This is a genomic window from Bacillus sp. BPN334, assembly GCF_008368885.1.
GTDB lineage: Bacteria > Bacillota > Bacilli > Bacillales > Bacillaceae_G > Bacillus_A > Bacillus_A wiedmannii.
The window spans coordinates 364,376-384,581 of record NZ_QOZW01000013.1 but is presented as its reverse complement, the minus strand read 5'-3'; the positions used below and the strand labels follow the sequence as shown (position 1 = coordinate 384,581).

18 protein-coding genes and 1 pseudogene are annotated in these 20,206 nt (G+C 34.6%); 3 read left to right on the top strand and 16 right to left on the bottom strand.

The genetic code is table 11. From position 1 onward, the window contains the following. Positions 1-360: 360 nt before the first annotated feature. Positions 361-654, bottom strand: a complete 294-nt coding sequence (locus DN393_RS22115; RefSeq protein ID WP_064475225.1) for a hypothetical protein — start codon at positions 652-654, stop codon at positions 361-363. 5 nt (positions 655-659) lie between these two features. After that, positions 660-860 carry a helix-turn-helix transcriptional regulator gene (locus DN393_RS22110; protein ID WP_064475224.1) on the bottom strand — a complete coding sequence of 67 codons (201 nt, stop codon included), beginning with the start codon at positions 858-860 and terminating at the stop codon, positions 660-662. Between the two features lie 499 nt (positions 861-1,359). On the opposite strand from DN393_RS22110, the gene DN393_RS22105 reads away from it, so the two are divergent. Together DN393_RS22105 and DN393_RS22100 are read left to right on the top strand one after the other, a co-directional pair. After that, entirely contained in the window at positions 1,360-2,460 is a 1,101-nt protein-coding gene (locus DN393_RS22105; RefSeq protein WP_149173943.1) for a response regulator aspartate phosphatase, read from the top strand. Then, positions 2,460-2,618 carry a Phr family secreted Rap phosphatase inhibitor gene (locus tag DN393_RS22100; protein WP_016089993.1) on the top strand — a complete coding sequence of 53 codons (159 nt, stop codon included), beginning with the start codon at positions 2,460-2,462 and terminating at the stop codon, positions 2,616-2,618. Before DN393_RS22105 ends, DN393_RS22100 begins: the two co-directional genes overlap by 1 nt. A 185-nt stretch (positions 2,619-2,803) precedes the next feature. Here the strand turns inward: DN393_RS22100 and DN393_RS22095 are convergent. The 9 genes and pseudogenes from DN393_RS22095 to iolG all read right to left on the bottom strand — a co-directional run. After that, a pseudogene (locus DN393_RS22095) lies at positions 2,804-3,163 on the bottom strand (hypothetical protein); the annotation flags it as partial. A 240-nt stretch (positions 3,164-3,403) separates the two neighbouring features. Beyond that, the gene (locus DN393_RS22090) at positions 3,404-4,288 is read right to left on the bottom strand and encodes an Rpn family recombination-promoting nuclease/putative transposase (RefSeq protein WP_149173942.1); all 885 of its coding nucleotides are present in this window, start codon (positions 4,286-4,288) and stop codon (positions 3,404-3,406) included. Between the two features lie 174 nt (positions 4,289-4,462). After that, positions 4,463-5,254, bottom strand: coding sequence for a 5-deoxy-glucuronate isomerase (locus tag DN393_RS22085; protein ID WP_149173941.1), 792 nt, complete (start codon positions 5,252-5,254; stop codon positions 4,463-4,465). Positions 5,255-5,359: 105 nt separating this feature from the next. Then, entirely contained in the window at positions 5,360-6,205 is an 846-nt protein-coding gene (locus DN393_RS22080) for a class II fructose-bisphosphate aldolase (RefSeq protein WP_064475220.1), read from the bottom strand. A gap of 128 nt (positions 6,206-6,333) precedes the next feature. Beyond that, entirely contained in the window at positions 6,334-7,230 is an 897-nt protein-coding gene (iolE, locus tag DN393_RS22075) for a myo-inosose-2 dehydratase (protein WP_149173940.1), read from the bottom strand. Between the two features lie 122 nt (positions 7,231-7,352). Next, a complete protein-coding gene (iolD, locus tag DN393_RS22070) occupies positions 7,353-9,287 on the bottom strand; it encodes a 3D-(3,5/4)-trihydroxycyclohexane-1,2-dione acylhydrolase (decyclizing) (RefSeq protein ID WP_149173939.1) in 1,935 nt (644 codons plus the stop codon). Positions 9,288-9,441: 154 nt separating this feature from the next. Continuing rightward, complete coding sequence (locus DN393_RS22065) at positions 9,442-10,905, bottom strand: CoA-acylating methylmalonate-semialdehyde dehydrogenase (protein ID WP_149173938.1); 1,464 nt, start codon at positions 10,903-10,905, stop codon at positions 9,442-9,444. A 77-nt stretch (positions 10,906-10,982) separates the two neighbouring features. Then, positions 10,983-11,981, bottom strand: coding sequence for a 5-dehydro-2-deoxygluconokinase (iolC, locus tag DN393_RS22060; RefSeq protein ID WP_088107588.1), 999 nt, complete (start codon positions 11,979-11,981; stop codon positions 10,983-10,985). 104 nt (positions 11,982-12,085) lie between these two features. Continuing rightward, positions 12,086-13,111, bottom strand: a complete 1,026-nt coding sequence (gene iolG / locus DN393_RS22055) for an inositol 2-dehydrogenase (protein ID WP_016136257.1) — start codon at positions 13,109-13,111, stop codon at positions 12,086-12,088. 492 nt (positions 13,112-13,603) lie between these two features. Between iolG and DN393_RS22045 the strand changes: the two genes are divergently transcribed. Next, a complete protein-coding gene (locus DN393_RS22045; RefSeq protein WP_048562795.1) occupies positions 13,604-14,884 on the top strand; it encodes an MFS transporter in 1,281 nt (426 codons plus the stop codon). Positions 14,885-14,970: 86 nt separating this feature from the next. On the opposite strand, the gene DN393_RS22040 is transcribed toward DN393_RS22045, so the two are convergent. The 5 genes from DN393_RS22040 to DN393_RS22015 all read right to left on the bottom strand — a co-directional run bounded on the left by DN393_RS22040 (position 14,971) and on the right by DN393_RS22015 (position 20,164). After that, a complete protein-coding gene (locus DN393_RS22040; protein WP_016136255.1) occupies positions 14,971-15,972 on the bottom strand; it encodes a LacI family DNA-binding transcriptional regulator in 1,002 nt (333 codons plus the stop codon). A gap of 593 nt (positions 15,973-16,565) precedes the next feature. Then, on the bottom strand, positions 16,566-17,195 hold the full coding sequence (locus DN393_RS22030) for a Type 1 glutamine amidotransferase-like domain-containing protein (protein WP_149173937.1): 630 nt from the start codon (positions 17,193-17,195) through the stop codon (positions 16,566-16,568). A 305-nt stretch (positions 17,196-17,500) separates the two neighbouring features. Further along, positions 17,501-17,797 (bottom strand): hypothetical protein, encoded by a 297-nt coding sequence (locus DN393_RS22025; RefSeq protein WP_048562796.1) that lies wholly within the window; start codon positions 17,795-17,797, stop codon positions 17,501-17,503. A gap of 258 nt (positions 17,798-18,055) precedes the next feature. After that, positions 18,056-19,597: a serine hydrolase domain-containing protein gene (locus DN393_RS22020; protein WP_016136252.1), complete on the bottom strand. Its 1,542-nt coding sequence runs from the start codon at positions 19,595-19,597 to the stop codon at positions 18,056-18,058. A gap of 24 nt (positions 19,598-19,621) precedes the next feature. Beyond that, positions 19,622-20,164: a condensation domain-containing protein gene (locus DN393_RS22015; RefSeq protein WP_229135797.1), complete on the bottom strand. Its 543-nt coding sequence runs from the start codon at positions 20,162-20,164 to the stop codon at positions 19,622-19,624. Between the last annotated feature and the right edge of the window lie 42 nt (positions 20,165-20,206).

Below are 20,206 nucleotides of genomic sequence, written 5' to 3'. Positions count from 1 at the left end.
CAATTGAAAAAACAAAGCCCGTGCTGCAGCTTGGAAATTTATTCGAGATATAGAAGGTTTTTATGCCTGAATACAGCATGAAAAAAGCCTTGGCGACCAAACCAAGACTTTTTATGACCTTACGACCTATCAATCAACAAGAATCAGAACCACCCGACTTCTTGTTCATTATTATCTAGCATACACCCTCACTGTACTATACGTTTTTTATATTTTCAACACTTTGCATTCCTTTTACACAACATTCATACTTTTCAAGTCTGAATGTACCCTTACTCGACCTCTGCCATATAAATCTCCATTCAAATACAGTTTGTACATCGTTATCTTTCTACCTTCATCATAATCAAATACACTATATTAGTAATTTCTGCTGTTTCTATTGATAAATATAATAAGACTGCCTAGTACACTTAAGGAAAGCACAAAATATAACAATAAATCAGGTAGAAATTCTAAAGAAATTATATCTATTGATTGAAAAATAAAAATGGCAATGATACCTATAGATAAGATGTTGTACAACACATTATTTGTTTTATATTGAATTTCTTTTCCTCTTTCGTCTTTTGCTTCATCACTGGATTGAAATTGTATTACATACATCTGACTGATGAATATTACAACTAAAAATAAAATTTTTAACCACAACATTTGACTCACTCCTCCCGATAATCGAACACGTCAGTTATTGGCTTTTCAAATGCATTTGCGATTTTAAAGGCAAGAATTAGAGAAGGGTTATATTTATTCTTTTCAAGAGTAGCGATAGTTTGTCGACTAACACCAACCCTTTTTGCCAATTCTTCTTGAGTCCAACCTTTTTCTGCTCGGCAAACTACAATTTTATTATGTAACAATAGGAACACCTCTCAGGAAAATTGTAATTTATTTCTTACAATTCGTAAAGTATTTTTTACAAACCCTTCAACACTTGAAAACTAAAATATAAAGATTTCGTGTTATAAACCTCCAAATTATCCCCTTAATAACAATTAAACCCTTTACTCTAAAGTATTTAAATTTCCCTAATCAAAACTAAGAAAGTATCAAATCGTATCTGATTAAATAGAATTTTCGTTTGATACTTCTGTACACACTCATTATGATACTTACTTGGCGGAAGTATAAACCTACTCTCCCTCTTATAAGAAGTATTCAATAGAAAATGATTAAAAAATAAAAAAATCCATTAACGAAACTTTTCCTACCTTACCTATACTTTTTCAAATTTAAAAGCATGGATAACTAAATTATTCAGAATATTCTGTATATTAATGAAAAAAATCGTGGTTAAATTTAATTTATCGAATTCCTGTTATTATCAGAATAAGCCTTTACAGAGAAATGGGGGATATTATGACTGTTCAAGAAAAAAGTAATAAACAATTAATGGAATTATTACATGAATGGTATGAAGAAATTCGTTTATATCATGTAGTAGAAGCAAAACAAACATATCTAAAAGTAAAAGAAAGTTTAAAAGGAATAGAAATAGACCAATATGTATCATTCTATTATTCTCTACTGAATTTTAGACATAAAGTCTTGGTAGATGGAATGAGTATTACAAAAGATTCTTTCAATCAAGTAGAAAAACCACCTCATATTAAAGATGAATTTTCATTTTTAGCTTACTATTATTATTTCTTTAAGGCAATCCACTCTACAATTATAGCAAATTATACTGAGGCGAAAACACACTATGAAAAGGCGGAAAGGCTTTTAAACGATATACCTGACGAAATAGAAAAAGCTGAGTTTGAGTATAGATTTTCAACATACTGTTATCAATCTTATCAACCATTTGAAGCGATTCAACATGCAGTAAAAGCCAAAGAAATATATTTGAATCATGTAGGCTATAAAATTAATATTGCTTTATGCGACAATGTATATGGATTGGCTTGTATAGATCTAAGAGAATTTGAAAGAGCGGAAGAATGTCTCAATATGGTTATTGATGTTTTTAAGAATTATGATGAAGAACAATTATTATTACGAGTACGATCCAATTTAGGCTGGTTATATAATATTCAAGATTTATATCCATTGGCGATTAGACAGAGTTCTGAAATTATAAATACCATTCCGAACCATTTTAAAGCATTATTTGTCTTAGCAAGAGCATATTATAAGTTAGAAGGCGTTGAAACAGCAAGATCATATATCGAGCAAGGAATGAAATATACAAATGAATCAGGAAATGAGGAATATAAACACCGTTTCGCAGTTTTAAATGAACTAATCACAGAAATGCCTAGAATTAAACTAGAAAAAGTAGTTACTGATGCCATTTCTTATTTTGAAAAAGAGGAAATGTGGGATTGTGTAAAAGAATATGCAGAGATTTTAGCACTGCAATTTTACGAGGTAAATAATCATGTTAAAGCGAGTAAGTATTTCTATATTAGCAATAATGCTGATAAGAAACATTTAAGAAAAGGAGCGTTAAAGTAATGAAAAAAATAAAAAAATTGTTATTCAGTACGATAATAGTAAGTACATTAGCATGTAGCATGATTAGTTTAAATGTATCACAACACTCTTCTTTTAATGGTGGAGATACGCCAGCACCAACAAAACTGAGTGTCTCTGGTGGAGCATCTATTAATTAACGTAATCCAGTTTTCTCACTTGAAAAAACAGAAAATTCATACTATAAATGCAAAAAAGTTGAATAAAGTGGATAAAATATTGCACTCCCAGTCCGGAACAGATTTGTTTCGGACTATTCACGTTACTATAATTGTGCGTAGGGTGATAGACTAAACGTAGACAAGATTTTCTATACATAAAAAAGAGCATCATATCCCATTGCATTCATCGCTACCATCATTGGCGATTGTGGCTGATCATTGAATAACTCTACTGAGTTTCCTTGAATTGTATCCCCAGCATCTACTAATATGGTATTGGGATTTTCCTGACGCACCTTCTTTATCACCGTATAAAGCTGCGTTAAACTTCCACTCGTATTTGCACCATCAAACGCATAATCCCAGGGCATAAATCTACCATGAATATCGGCAGTACCTAACAGTGTAATATTAATATCAGATTCCTCAGCTTTTGAGATAGATGATTTGACTGTTACTGCTGTTCCAAGAAGTATAAGAATAACAAAATAACATAAATAGCTCTTCCATTTCATTTTTTGCATAATAACAATATTTCTCCCCTTTTTGTACTGTCATAAAGTTGCTTGAACTTTAAAAATGTAACTTATTATTCAGAAAACTTCAACTACAAAAAGTAATTTTTGAGGTGGTTCTGCATAAAAAACAAAAAATGATATAGAAAAAGCACTGCCGAATTGTTCAGCAATGCTTTTCTATTAAACGCACTATAACAAAGAGCGTCTACTTTCTTTTATTCATAAGTACTATAGGTTAATAAATGTTCACTTTAATTTTAAGATACGTTCTATTTTCTCTACACTCAACTTACTTGCTTTTGCAATAGTTTCAAGTGGTACACCTATTTCATGCATCCCTCGAATCATTTGCATCTTACCTTGCTCAATACCTTTTTCCACGCCCTCTTGTTCTGCATGTGCTAACTTGGCTTGTTCATCTAGAAGTAATTTCTCTCGAGCTTCATAAGCTGTTCGGAAAGAAGAATCATGGCTCATATTTTCCCATTTATTAATTGCCTTTTGTAAAATTGGATCTTGATTCATCGCAATCTCCTCCAATGTTTGAGTTAAATGTTCATCTTCATGTGCTGGTAATAATAACATCCAACGAACAAATGTATTTTCCCAAGGGTTTACTTTTTCTTCACGCCATTGTTTTACTAATTTCGGTATCTCTACAAAATGGATTTCAATGTCGTCACTTAATATTTGTTGCATTTTTGTATTCCATAATTGTCCGATGGTATGAAATTCATCTTCCTGAGAAAATAAAATAAAATCTAATAAGTTAATGGTAATTGTTTTCCGAAGTGAACGATATGGCATCCCTTCTTGCATTTGGGATGTATAAAGTTTACTCCAATAATATAAAGATCGCTTCACCATATCATGTGTATTTCGAAGCTGAATTTCGATATTTACCTGCGTCCCATTATCTAAAGTTGCTAATAGGTCTAAAATTGATAATTTATCATCTTCATAAGATTTATGGAGATGCGGATCATCTAGTTGTAGCGATGTAATAGGTGCATCTAAAGACTCCTCTAAAATTGCATTTAAGAAACCCGTTAAAATTTCTTCATTTCCTTTCGTCCCAAATAACTGTTTAAAAGCAAAATCAATTCGTAAATTTACTAATTTAGTGGACATGGATTTCCTCTCCCTGTCTATTTCATCTCTTATTCTTATTGTACATAATAAAAGGTAGAACATGCAAACAGACCCTTATGTTATCTCACATAAGAGCCTTCTTAAATTCAAAAAATTGGTTCTGAGCAAAAAAATTGTAAGTACATCGTTTTTGTCCAGAACCTTTATTTTTATCTATTCCTCTTCTGGCCAAATTTTCGCGTTCGGTTCTAATAACCACTTGTGGTCTTCCTCCATGATACGATCATTCCATGGATTATTCTCAAGATGTCGAATCATCCAACAAAAATACATGGCATATCCAGGCGCCGTTGCTTGCGGATGGTCTAGCTCACCCGGAATTGTAATAAAGCTATTATGTACAACGCGATAAGCATCCTCACCAACCATTGCACATCCAAAACCCTGTAGCTTGTTAAATCGATAATAATATACCTCCGGTTGATCATGGTGATGTGGTGGATAACTGGACCATCGCCCTGGATAAGAAATAACTTCTCCTACTACCATATTAGAATATGCTGCATTGTTATAGTCAAAAATCGTACGAATAACACGCTGCGCCGTTCCCTCCCATAATCCGTCTCCAGCTACAACACTTTGACACTCATTTGGAGTATATAACTTAGACTCAAATTCTTGATCATTATCTGTTTTTTGAACAAGCACTTCACTATCTGAAAGAGCAGTAATTGTAACCTTCACATTTTTAGATACATGTAAGCACCAAGGGTTTTCTTCAAACACAGACTGTCTTTGAATAACTTGTTCCATTCCTTCCCACTCTAAACGTATTGCCCCTTCCAGTAAAAGAACCGCTGTTTCATTCTTATTATCAAATAGCAACTCTTCTTTCCCATTAGACATCTTATATATGCCTATATCCATTAACATATCACCGCATTGACCGTTCATTTCTGTTAATACATTATATCCTTCATTTAATTCACCTAATTTTCCTAACATGGCTTTCTCCCCCTTTTATTTAATGGCTATTCAATCATTCTCTACTTTTGTCAGCTAACTACATTCCGAGTCTCGTCTAACTATTACTGAACAAAACTTTTCTGATTAAGCTCTGTTTTCACTTCCGAATATTTGCATATGACTTTTAACGTTTTCGTATGCAGCCCTAATAACATCCTGGTGGTACGTAAAGTAATCTGAATACGGATTATTTAGGATGGCAGTGTTAACCGTAGTAATTACATTCTGAAATGTAGCTGTTGCTACATTAATTTTTCGAATACCACGTTGAATACATTGATTGAAATCCTCTGGACTAATGCCAGAGCCGCCATGTAAAACGAGTGGGATATGGACTACCTCATTAATCTCTTGTAGGCGGTCTAATCGTAAATCAGGATCTCCATTGTACATACCATGCGCATTTCCAATTGCAACAGCTAACGCATCTACGTCTGTTTCTTCTGCAAATCGTTTTGCTTCTGTAGTGCTTGTCAGCAACATTTCAATATCTTCTGATCCGTCCTCACTACCACCAACTCTGCCAATCTCAGCCTCTACCGTCGCTCCATACTGTTTCGCAAGTTCTACAATTTCTTTTGTCTTTTGGATATTCTCTTCTAACGGATAGTGAGAGCCATCAAACATAACCGAGCTAAAACCAATCTCTAACGTCTCTTTAATCTTTTCAAATGTCATCCCGTGATCAAAGTGAACTGCTACTGGAACAGTTGCTTTTTTCGCTGCAGCTACCATCAAAGGACCAATCATATGAATTGGCGAATGATTCAAACGAACTTCCGCAATTTGTAGAATAAGCGGTGAACTTAACTCTTCAGCTGCTTTAATAGCTCCCATTACCATTTCCATATTAGCGACACTAAAAGCTCCAACCCCATAATTCTCATGATTTGCTTTAATTAAAATATCTTTCATTTGAACTAATGGCATTACATACTCCCCTATTTCAATATTATTTATTACATGTAAAACCAACCGTCACGTCTTTTTACCCCTTTTGTAAGAAGACATGTTGATTACCATACCATTTACTTAGGGATAATCTAAAAATACCTAAATTATAGACCTGCTTTTTCTTGTATAAATTTTCGGGCTTTTAATGCGTATTCAAAAGGATTCGCTAAAGCTGGATCTTGCTCTGCTTCTACCACAAACCACCCTTGATAATCAGAGTTTGCAAGAATAGTAAACACTTCATCAAATACAATTACGCCATCCCCAGGGACTGTAAATGCCCCATTCTTCACTGCCTGTAGGAAACTTAATTCGCTTTCCTTTACAGCATCTACTACTTCTTGACGAATATCTTTTAAATGTATGTGTTTAATACGAATTAAATATTTTTTCAAAATATAAAGTGGCTCTTCTCCTGAAAAAACAAGATGACCTGTATCAAAAAGCAGAGATACAAGCGCTGGATCAGTCATGTCCATTAACTTTTCAATTTCTGCCGTTGTTTGAACACCCGTACCCATATGGTGATGGTATACAATATGTAGCCCCTTTTCCTGAGCTAATTTACCGAGGTGATGTAATCCATCCGCAAGCTTATCCCACTCTTCTTCTGTAAAAACAGGCTTATTTTTAAATAGAGGTACATCCATTAACCCTTGAATACTATGCCCTTGTTCTGAAACAACGATGACTTTTGCACCCATGTCATGCAAGAAATCCCTATGCTTAATAAATTCTTCTACTGTCTCTTCAAGTGGCTTCGTTGTTAAAAACGTACTAAACCATGCACTAGCAATCTCCAAGTTTCGTAATTCCAAAGATTTTTTTAATACAACTGTATTTCTCGGATATTTATTACCTACTTCACTTCCATTAAATCCAGCTAGTGCCATCTCACTAATACATTGTTCAAACGTATTTTCTGCCCCTAGCTCCGGCATATCATCATTTGTCCAAGCAATTGGTGCAATTCCAAGCTTAACTGTATTTTCTTTAAACATCCCCTTGTCTCTCCTCTTTGCAAAATGTGATAGAATTTCGCCAACTTCTCTTATCTGTCCGTTAAAAAGAGGGCTTTCTAAAAAATATGCATGTAGATAAAAAGCCCTCTTTGTGTCCTAATCTAATACGATCTTGCCTTTTGCAAGTTACTTACTTTGCTCTCATATGCAGCTTGTACAATTTGACTATTAGATACTTCTGCAACACCTACATGCCACCATGACTCATATCCATTTGTCATTGTTTTTGGTAATACTTTAATATCAATCAATGTAGAGACCGTTTGTTTTTTCGCATCTTTAAGCGCTTCCTGTAATTGTTCCACCGATGTAACACGATACGTTTTCACACCGTACCCGGCCGCGCTAGCTGCAAAATCAATTTTCATAATAGCCCCGTTTAACTTACGAGTTTCCTCTTTTCGGTAGCGAAACTCTGTTCCAAAGCTCCCCATTCCGTTACCCATTTGTAAGTTATTGATGCAGCCAAATCCGGAGTTATCAAACAATAATACGTTAATTTTTTTGTTTTCTTGAAGGCTTGTGACGAGTTCAGAATGAAGCATTTGGTAACTGCCATCCCCTACCATCGCATATACTTCCTTCGATGGCTCAGCTAGCTTAGCACCAAGTGCTCCTGCAACCTCGTAGCCCATACAAGAATATCCATACTCCATGTGGTATGTATTTGGTTTTCGCGATGCCCACATTCTTTGTAAATCACCCGGAAGACTTCCTGCCGCACCAACGATGATTGCATCTTCATCAAGTAATGTATTCATTTCTCCAATGACTGCAGTCTGTGTTAATTGTGTACCAAGTACATCCACATACTCATTTAAATTCTCATCAAAATGACCTTCAACTTCTGGTTTAAAATCTTGACCTGTAAAGCGAATATTATGTAAACGTGCTAATTCTGTTGCCCAAGCCTCTTTTGCATCAGCGATTTCTACTGTGTAACTAGATCGATACTCAATTGCTTGCAGTTCATCTATTAGAGCAAGAAGTACTTCTTTTGCATCTGCTATCACCTTCAATGCATCAAGCTTATTCGCATGAAACTCTGAAATGTTGATGTTTAAAAACTCAACTTCCTCATTTTGAAATAATTGTTTAGATGCCGTTGTAAAATCAGTAAATCTCGTCCCAATCCCAATAACAAGATCCGCTTCCTTTGCAATTGTATTAGCTGCTAAATTCCCAGTTACCCCAATGCCGCCAAGGTTGTATGGATGTCTGCTTTCAATCGCGCTTTTCCCAGCTTGTGTTTCTCCAAATGGAATATGGAATGTTTCAGCGAACTGTTTGAGTTCCTCTGCCGCTTCTGCGTACCTAACACCACCACCGCAAATTATAATTGGCTTTTTCTTTCTCTTAATCATGTCAACCGCATCCACTAAACTGGCTTTTGTAGGTAGACGACGTTCAATATGGTGAACACGCTTTTGGAAGAAGTAACTTGGAAAATCCCACGCTTCTCCTTGGACATCTTGTGGTAAGCAAATTGTTACAGCTCCTGTATCTGCCGGATTCGTTAAAACACGCATGGCTTGAATCATAGCTGTCATTAATTGTTCAGGACGATTCACTCGGTCCCAATACTTACTTACCGCACGAAAGGCATCATTTGTAGAGATAGATAAGTCATGCGTTTGTTCAATTTGTTGAAGAACAGGATCAGGTTGCCTCGTCGCAAATACATCACCTGGAAGTAGTAAAACGGGAATATTATTTGCAGAAGCTGTTGCAGCAGAGGTAACCATATTTGCTGATCCAGGACCAACAGAAGAAGTACATGCCATAATTTGTTTTTTGTGTTTTTGTTTAGCAAAAGCCATCGCAGCATTTGCCATTCCTTGCTCATTTCTCCCTTGATATACTTCTAATTCTCCTGCGTCTTCTTCTAAAGCTTGACCCAGTCCTACTACATTTCCATGACCAAAAATAGTAAAGATTCCCTTGATAAACTTTTGTTGCTCTCCATCAAATTCTACGTACTGCTGATTTAAAAATTTCACCAATGCTTGTGCCGTCGTCATTCTAACAGTTTTCATATTGTTTGCTCCTTTCTATCTCTATCAGTCATTCTTCATATGAAAAAGGAGTATCAGGAATTTGATAGATTCCTAATACTTCCTCCTCATGTTTTCGTACTTCCTTTACCTTCGCTTACGAACAACTAGAGAGGGTCTACTTCTCTCTTAACTATTACTTTTCCCAACGAGATGTAAGCATTTTCTTTCTTGTATAAAACTCAACGCCGTCAGTGCCATTCGCATGAAGATCTCCATAGAAAGAGTCTTTCCATCCAGAGAATGGGAAGAATGCCATTGGCGCTGGTACTCCAACATTCACACCTAACATACCTGATTCAATCGTTTCACGGAATTGACGTACACTTGCCCCGCTATCTGTATAAATACAAGCTCCATTTGCAAAGCGAGACTCATTCGCAATTTCAATCGCTTCATCCAATGATTTCACACGAACAATGGATAAAACGGGAGCAAAAATCTCATCTTGCCAGATTTTCATTTCTTTTGTAACATGGTCAAAAATTGTTGGACCAACGAAGTAGCCAGCTCCTTTTACAGCTGTATCTTCACGTCCATCACGAACTAATGTAGCGCCCTGTTCTACACCTGAATTGATGTAACCAATTGTGCGCTCTTTATGGTTATCACGAATAACTGGTCCTAAAAATACATCTTCATCAAGACCATTGCCAATCACAATTTTATTAGCTTCTTCTACTAGTTTTCCAACTAATTGATCTGCAATTTCTTCTTCTACTGTTACAACAGAAGCAGCCATACAACGCTCACCAGCTGAACCGAATGCAGCACTAATAATCTGCTTTGTTGCTAGTTCTAGATTCGCATCATGTAATACAATGGAATGGTTTTTTGCACCCGCTAGTGCTTGAACACGTTTTAAGTTTTCTGTTCCTTTTTTGTATACATATTCTGCGACAGGCTGAGAACCTACAAACGAAATTGCCTTCACTAATTTATGTTCAAGAAGACCATTTACTACATCGTGTGCACCATTGACAATATTTAATACACCTTTTGGTAAGCCTGCTTCTTCAGCTAATTCCGCTAATTTTGCCGCTAGAAGTGGTGTACGCTCTGATGGTTTTAATACAAATGTATTACCACACGCAATCGCAAGTGGGAACATCCAGCATGGAACCATCATTGGGAAGTTAAAAGGTGTAATCCCGCCTATAACACCAATTGGGTAACGATACATACCAGACTCAATACCTGTCGCAATATCAGGAAGCTGTTTTCCCATCATTAATGTAGGAGCACCTGCAGCAAACTCCACGCACTCAATACCACGAAGAACTTCACCGTAAGCTTCGTTATAACTTTTTCCATTTTCAATCGTAATAAGTTTCGCTAACTCTTCCCAGTTATCTACTAGTAATTGTTGATATTTAAATAAAATGCGAGCACGTTTTGGCACAGCTGTTTTGGACCAAGATTTAAACGCTTCATTTGCTGCTTGTACGGCTAGTTCAACATCTACTTTTGTTGAAAGTGGTACTTGAGCGATTACTTCTCCTGTTGCAGGATTATATACAGCTTCCATCTTCGTTGAAGAAGATTCTACCCATTCGCCGCCAATGTAGTTTTTTACAATTTGTGCTGTTTGTACTGTCATATTTATTCTCTCCCTTTTATGTAATGTAGAAGCATACATAAGATACGCCCTTACTTGATTACTCATTTATGATGTTTCTATACCATTTCCTCAGCCGTTTCCATGAATGCAGAAATCTCTGCCCTGGTTGGCATTGCATCAGAACAGCTATGTTTAGAAATAACAATTGAAGCAGAAGCGCCACCTAATCGCATCGCTTGAGGAATCTCAAGCCCTTGCATTAAGCCGTAAATAAACGCAGAAGCATACGAATCGCCAGCACCAAACGTCTTTAATACCTTTGTTTTAAAGATACCGCCTCGGTGAGATTGACCGTCTCTCGTATAAGCGATTGAACCATCCCCGCCGTGCTTAATTACGACGATTTTCGCATGATGAGAAAACCATCTTTCAGCCGTAACTTGATCATTAGATTGTTCGTAGTTTAATAGTTTTTCCATCATATCGAATTCTTCACGCGTTCCAATAATGACATCAGACTTTTCAGCCGCTAGATTGTAATACACAGCCGTTTCAGCTTCTGACTGCCATGTATAAGGGCGGTAATCCACATCAAAGAATACGACTACATCATGCTTACGCGCATATTCTAGCGCTAAAAATACCGCCTCGCGAGAAGGACTTTTCGCTAAAGCTGTTCCTGAAATTAAGAGAGCTTTTGATTGTTTAATATAGTCCTCAGATACTTCTGTTGGATCAAGATTTAAATCGGCGACATTGTCGCGGTACATTAAAATACTGCAATCTTCAGGGCTTTTAATTTCTGTAAAAGCTAGACCTGTCACTGAACCTGTACGATCAATACATATCTGATCTGTATTAATATTGTTGTCCTTTAGGTATCCTGTAATAAAGCGGCCCATTTGATCATCGGACACTTTACCGATAAATCCTGTTTGTAAGCCAAGACGCGCCGCACCAATTGCGATATTCGCAGGAGATCCCCCCACATACTTAGTAAACGTTCTTGTTTCTTCCATAGGACGTTGTGTTTCATTGGCATTTAAATCAACGCATAAACGTCCAACTGCAATTAGATCTAATGGACAATCTTCTTTAAAAATAAGTGGATTCATTGCTACTACCTCCCGTGCTTTATGTAAAGGTAAATGATATGGTTCAGAAATTTTATGGCCATACTATTTACCACTCTTTAACTTTTTAGAAGTAAGCGCTCTCTTTATTGATTTAGAGCAGGCTGTTTATGCTCAATTTGAACAGGTTTTCCTGTTAGTAAAGATTCCTTCGCAGCTTTCGCAATTCGTTCTGCTTGTAACCCATCATTACCACTGCAAATAACAGCTTGTCCTTCTATAATTGACTTTGTAAATTGTGTTACTTCTTCAATGTAAGCCTGCGTATAGCGCTCTAAGAAGAAATAAAGCGGCTTATCTTTTACAACACCTTCTGTTTTTGACACTTGTACTGTTGTCGGGCAGCAATTATCAGCAGCGACTGCTCCTTTTTCACCAAATACTTCAAGACGCTGGTCATATCCATAAACAGCTTGGCGGCTATTATCAATTACCCCTAAAGCTCCATTCGCAAATTTCAATGTGACAATTGCTGTATCAACATCATTTACTTCCTGAATGGATGGATCAATTAATGTTGTGCCATATGCAAATACTTCAACAACTTCACTATTCATCACATACCTAGCCATATCAAAATCATGAATCATCATATCCATAAACAATCCACCTGAAGAACGAACATATTCTATACTTGGCGGTTGTGGATCTCTAGACGTAATTTTTAAAATATGTGGGTGTCCCACTTCTCCTTGTTGAATAAGATTATAGACTTTTCTGAAGTTAGGATCGAAACGGCGGTTAAAACCTACTTGAAGAGATACTCCTTGTTCTTTTACTACTTCCAATGCATCTAATGTTTCTTCTACTGAGAAACTAACTGGCTTTTCGCAGAAAATATGTTTTTTCGCAAGAGCCGCTTCTTTAATAATTTGCGCATGTGTATTTGTTGGTGAGCAAATAAAGACAGCATCAATTTCTGGATCTGCTAATAAATCCTGATAGTTTGTAGTCAGAGTGGAAATTCCTTTATCTTGAGCCCACTTTTCTAGATGACCAATTACTACATCTGAAACCGCTTTAATTTTTACTTGTGGCATAAGCTGCAAATTATCAACATGTAGTTTCCCAATTCGTCCAGCACCAATAATCCCAATTTTTAAAACGTTCATATGATTTCTCCCTCTATATTAAAATTTAAGAAACGAAATGAAAGTCTATAGGGTTTAGCGTATCAAATCAGTTAAGCGCTTTCCCTATTTTTCTTCATTATACACACTTGATTCTAAATTGAAAACATTTTTATTTTTTTGAACACTCCCCTTTTCATCCGAATTTTAAGTTCCCTCAATAAACGTATTACATAAAAATAAAAAATAATAATTAGAAATAAATCATCTAAAAAGCTATAAATATATTCTTTTAAAATACTGATATAACAAAGAAAACCAAGCCTTTTAAATAGTAACCCCCATCTATAAGGTATTTCTTTCTTTTCATACTCACTATTATTTTATTGTCCAATAAGTAAATAGAATGCCTCTATAAAAGAAAGTTGTAAATTGTCAAAAAATTTAATTGACGACCTCATAATGTAAGCGTATACTTTTTTTATCAAAAAGAATTAAGCGCTTAACCAAAAATAACTTATCGGTGGTGGGAGAATGAACGCTATTAGTTCAAACAAAACATTTATGGACAGGATTGGGATCCCTTCTAATTTAACTTGGGGATACATAGGGATTATTGTTTTTATGATTGGGGACGGGTTAGAACAGGGATGGTTATCCCCTTATCTCGTTGAAAAAGGACTAACGCTAGAACACGCTGCTTTCTTGTTTACTATTTACGGAATTACTGTATCTGCTTCTTCTTGGTTTTCGGGGGTATTTGTACAAATGTGGGGACCAAGAAAAGTCATGACGTTTGGTTTAGTATCATTCATTTTAGGTTCAATCGGGTTCATAGGTATAGGAATTCAACATATGAATTATCCCGTAATATTAATTTGCTATGCCCTACGAGGGTTCGGTTATCCTTTATTTGCTTATTCTTTTCTAGTTTGGGTATCTTACAGTACTCCTCAACAAATGCTTTCAAGAGCAGTTGGCTGGTTCTGGTTCGTATTCCAGCTGGGGCTTAGTGTTATAGGAGCCTTTTATTCTAGCTATATGGTTCCTAAAATCGGAGAAATCGCTACATTATGGAGTGCTTTAATTTTTGTTGTCGTCGGTGGATTATTCTCAATTGTTGTAAATAAGGATAAATTTAAAGCACAAACCGTAAGCGCTAACAAATCAAGTGAATTACTAAAAGGCATTACCATCGCATTTGAAAATCCTAAAGTTGGTATAGGCGGTATTGTAAAAATTATAAACTCGGCCGCTCAGTTTGGATTTGTTGTTTTCCTACCTACCTATATGATGAAATATAATTTTACGATGACTGAATGGCTTCAAATTTGGGGTACTCTATTCTTTGTAAATATGGTGTTTAATATTATTTTTGGTATTGTTGGAGACAAGTTTGGTTGGGTAAATACAATTAAATGGTTCGGAGGAGTCGGTTGCGGAATTGTAACTCTTGCACTCTATTATGTGCCACAAATGGTAGGACATAATTATTGGGCGATATTATTTGTTGCCTGTTGCTATGGAGCAACACTTGCCGGCTATGTACCTCTTACCGCGTTAGTCCCATCTTTATCTCCTGAAAATAAAGGAGCTGCAATGTCTGTCTTAAATTTAGGTTCAGGATTATCAGCATTTGTTGGACCATTAGTAGTAACTGCCTTCATCGGGCCATTAGGTGTTGGTGGCGTAATGTGGATCTTTGCTGGTTTGTATTTCTTTGGTGCATTTTTAACCCATTTCCTTACTATTCCAAAAGAAAATGAGATGGAGCAGGATTTAAATACGAAAAGCGGTGAGCAGTTCTCTGTATAAACCCTATATAAAAGAAGGTCATCCTAACTATACTTAGTTACGATGACCTTCTTTTGTTACATTCAAATAGGCTTATGAAAAATCTATCATGTAATATCCTTTACTGAGGATCGCTCTACTAACTGAGGAATAATTGTAATTTTTTGCTTAGCATGCTCCTTCATTTCCATCGTTTTTAGCAGTTGTTCAAACGTACAGGCTGCCATTTGTTTAATTGGCTGTTCAATTGTTGTTAACCCCGGATCTGCAATCTCAGCATAGATTGTATTATCAAATCCGATAATTGATAAATCTTCCGGAATTGAAAGCCCTTGTTTTCTTGCTTCATTCATAAGGCATATAGCAATTAAATCTGTACAAGCAAAAACCGCTGTAGGCCTGTAAGGCAAATTAAGTAATTCCTTACTTGCACGTTTACTATCTTCCACTGTCGAATAGCAGCTAATGATAGCCTCATCATCTAACGAAATCTCCGAATCCGTTAGAGCTTGTTTGAAACCATTCAATCTCCCTACGCTACTTTTTCTATCCTTCTCCAACATAATCGTTAAAGATGTATGGCCTTTCTGCGTTAGATAACTTCCAGCTAGATAGCCTCCCCTCATATCATCAGTTGTCACAACATGAGTCGTGATGGAAGGATGATCTACAGTGAATAGTACAAGTGGTAAATCTCGATTCACGATTTTTTTTACAAGTTTATAATCGTTTAGCTCCGTCGCAATAATAATGCCGTCTACTTGCTTTTTAAATAGTAAATCAATGTATTCGTGCTCACGTTTTGTTTGATGATCTGTACTACATAAAATGAGTGTATACCCTGATTCTCGTGCACTATTTTCAAAAGCTCTTGCTACTTCTGCAAAAAAAGGATTTGAGATATCTGGGACAAGTACCCCAATCGTATATGTTTTTTTACCTGTTAACGCTGCTGCTACACTACTTGGCTGGTAATCTAATTCATCCATTACCTGATTTACTTTGTTTATTGTTTTTTCACTAATACGCCCAGTTTGATTAATTACCTTGGATACAGTCGCTATTGATACACCTGCTTTTTCCGCAACATCATAAATTGTTGGTTTCACTTTAATTATCCCTTCTTAATCATCTTTTTCTATATTTTATCATAAATATATTTTGCTTCTTGGTACACAGGAGGAATTTTTTAATGAATTTACCGGAAGAATTCTCCTTCCTCAAGCGTGTGAAGGGCGATAGCCAAACGGTAGGTGGGAGATGAATTTCGGTTTGGCATAGCAAAAAACTTTTGATAAACTAGCTATCTGAAGTTCTTTGATAGCTTGATATAGGAGGTTGCAGGAAGAAAATAGAGTGCGAAAACCAAGCTATTCGGTAACTGCTTAAAATATCAACCGTATACAGGGAGCGTCCAAGCGTTGGACTCTAGACGTAACGCTCAAGGAGTCGAAAGGTTTCTTTCATCGTGGAGCTGAGAAGCTCCCAATTCAAGCTTTGCTAAGTGGCAAGTAGTTCACTAATATCTCTAATAATTACATTAATAAAAATAAAGAAGAGTCCTGTATTAACAGGACCCTTTTTCTATAGTTTCAACATAATTGTTCCTCAATTTATAAACATGAAGGAGATGGTTTTATACATGATCCCTTAGAAGAAACCGAAAAGAGTTTCTTCTTTGTTAATATAAATTGAAACTAAATTAGATTTTCAAAATATCACCAATCAATTTAATCTCTTCTCCCTCAATAACTATCCCATCACCATCTTTACAAGCATAAATCTCCCTATTTTTCAACTTAGAATAATCTTTTAATAAATCTAAATATTTCCCACTTTGTTCCTCGCTCCAATGAGGCATAAAATCAAAATCTACAATACCTAGGGACTCTCTATCCTCTAGTCCTATAATATCCTCGTCTAAAAATTGGGCTGTATCAATACTTTTAGTTGTTATTATACTACCAGCACTAACACCAATCAAAACCCCACCATTTTGCAAATATGATTTTAATGAATGCAATAAATTTCTTTTTCTTAAGGAATATAAAAAGCAGAATGTATTTCCACCAGAAAGATGTATTCCATCATAATTAAATATGTCATTAACCATTCTTTCATCGTATTCTTTGTCTAAATCAAAATATTTCACATTATTAATTCCTAAATATCTATAGTATTTAACTACATAATTAAAATATTTTCCTGTTACATCTGAAGATGCTCGAAGATATGCTATTGAAGGATTTTCTTTATTTAACAACCTTAAAAGTTCATAATCCAATTTTCTATCTTCTTGTACTTGATCACTGTATAATACTATTTTTCTCATTAAACTCCCCCCTATTTTCTAATCAATAACTTATCAATTTTGAATTTTTGAAATTTATTTTTGACCTTTCTCACAAAAAAATAATACCAATTTAATATATAACTTTTTTAGTATCTCTTAAGGTACATTTCCTAAAAGCGGTATTCCATATCTGGACTCGATAATTCTTTTTTTATCATATTCTTTTAAAATGAATTTTAAATAGTCTATTAACTAAAGAGATAGACTATTTAACGGATTTGATTTATTTTTTATGTGTCAGTCCTGAATGTTTAATCACACATTCATTTTTTAAAATTCCCTAATCACTCCATTATCTCATAGGCTTTAAACAGGTCTTCAAGTTCAATATTATTCATAGTTTCATCTACGGAAATCATATATGAGGTAATAACTGATGAAACTTTTTTAGCAAGTTCTATTCTTAATTTAAGAGATACTCTACCTCCATAATCGATAAGCTCATTAATTACTTCTTTATAGTCAGATGGCGATGTTATTAAAGCCGTACTTAAAAATACTTTTCTGGCACTATGACACATAGTAGGCCCTCCAACATCAATTAATTTTCTTATTTCTTCTAGTTCTTTATAATCTTTCATATAATGGACTGAATTCTTCCCTTTTCAATTTCTTCAAACTTGCTATAAGAAGATTCCAGTGATTTTTTTACAATTTCCATTCTTTTTGAATATACTATTTCATTGGTTAAATCTATTAATTTCCCCCTCATAACCTTTTGCCCATAGACATAAAGAATAAGTCCTAAAACGAAATACATTAACAGCTTAATCTTTAACGCATTATTACTTGTTACAGTCATATTAATAGTGAAAATTATAAGCGCATTATCAAAACCACTAATAACGCTTTATAGATAACAAAAATATTCCCTTATCGTTTTCTTTTTTGAAAAAGCTTATAAATACTAAGTATATATACACTAACCATACACTGGTAAATACAAAATAAAGTGCAACTTCAACACTATTAGGAAGCCATACAAAAACAAATTCCCAGGATACTCCTCTATAAAGGATATATGGAATTAAATATATACAGTAACTTATTCCCAGCATGAACAGAAAAGAAAAAACAAGCTTTAATAAACTCTTTTTTCCATATGTATTTAAATGCCTTTGTTTATTTAATATTGCTTTTAATGTGAAAAATAATATGCTTAAAACTATTAAAATTGAAATACATATAATTACACTAGCTATTGTATCTGCGCCTTTATTTAAATCTATTATATTTTTATTGTAAGTGCCCTCTTCTAAAATCTTATTAATACCTTGACCTATAAGTTCTACATATTGTGAGTTCGTATTACTTAGTACTGCAACCCCGACTTTATCCTTAGGATTAAATACTATAAATGAAGAATAGTTAGGATTATTCCCGGCATGTGAAATTTGATTTTCACTCTTTGGATAAATGAACCAACCACTAGCATAGAATGATCCATCACTTAATGGTCTAACTGTACGATTGGCCTCTTGAGATTTTCCAACTATGTCTTTATCAAATTTCAAATCATTTAAAGTGCCCAGCTGAATCTTAAGCCACTTAGCCATATCTTCAGCACTGGAGATAATATACCCAGCCGGCTTATTCCCTCTATACACAGGTGCATCATATACATCATTTTTTAAGAATTCGAGTTTATACCCTTTAGCGATATATTCATTAACAATCTCATTTTTATAAAGATAAGTATTATGTAAACCCAATGGCTTTAAGACATTTTCTTCAATATAGCCTTCATAAGATTTCCCTGTCACTTTTTCAATAACCAACCCTAAAACATCATAATTTATAGTTGCATACTGGAAATCCCTACCTGGTTCACTATCTAATTCTATATTAATTAAGGTTTTAACTGTTTCTTCAAGTGCATTATCTTCATTAGAAACTGGTATCTTATCTATCGTTTTAAAAGGTATACCACTTGTTTGATGTAATAATTGTTCTATAGTTATTGAAGCTTCCTTACCTTTATATTTAACTTTTAACCATGGTATATATTTAGTTACTTCATCTTCAAGTTTAATTTGTCCACTTTTTTCTAAATTAAAAATTCCTAAAGCAGTAACTGCTTTACTATTAGATCCTATTTCAAACAAGGATTTAGAAGTAACTGGCTTTTTAGCATCTATATCTGAATATCCGAATCCTTTTTGATACACAGTCTTATCGCCTTTAACTAAGGTAACTGCTAGTCCTGGAACCTTACCTTTATCCATATTTTCTTCTATAAACTTTTCTATTTTTAGTTTTGTATCATTTGTTAATAAATTTATCTGTTCAACCTCATTGTCTAATGCATATCCCTTAAGTGGTAATACAACTATACTGAGAAAAACACTAAGTATAACTAACAATTCTCTTAAATTTTTCATAATAATATACCCCTTGCGTAACTTCTAATTAAACAATGCATCTAAATCTTCTTGTGAAATTTCTACAGCATCAAAATCCGATGGGGTGAATTCCTTGAAATCCTTTTCTATGCACTTATCTAAAATTACCTTCAAAGTATTCACATAACTTTCAATAAACCTTTGGATTGTTTCATCTTTAAATCTATTTTTACTGTAGATAATATTTATCTTTAGTGCACCATTTACCACCATAGCCTCTAAATCCATTAGTGCTGTCAATGAATTATTCTTGTCACTATCTAACGCAAATTCAATGTTGTTTAGATTTAATTGGTTCTTATCAATTATATTATCAAAACCTCCAAGATAATTGAATCTTATATACTTGACTTCTTGTTCTTTAAATTCCCTATTTAAAAACTTAAGAATGCTATAATTAAATCCTTTATTAGGTATGTTTCTAAGTTGTTCCTTTAATGATTTAATTTTATCCTCTATCTCCTCATGATCCACCTTAAAATATGCAGGGTACATACTTGTAAACCATCCAACAGTTCTAGATATGTCAATTTGACCATTTATCAACTCTCTTCAGTGTCTTTCAAGTTCAACTATTACTTCAGTTTT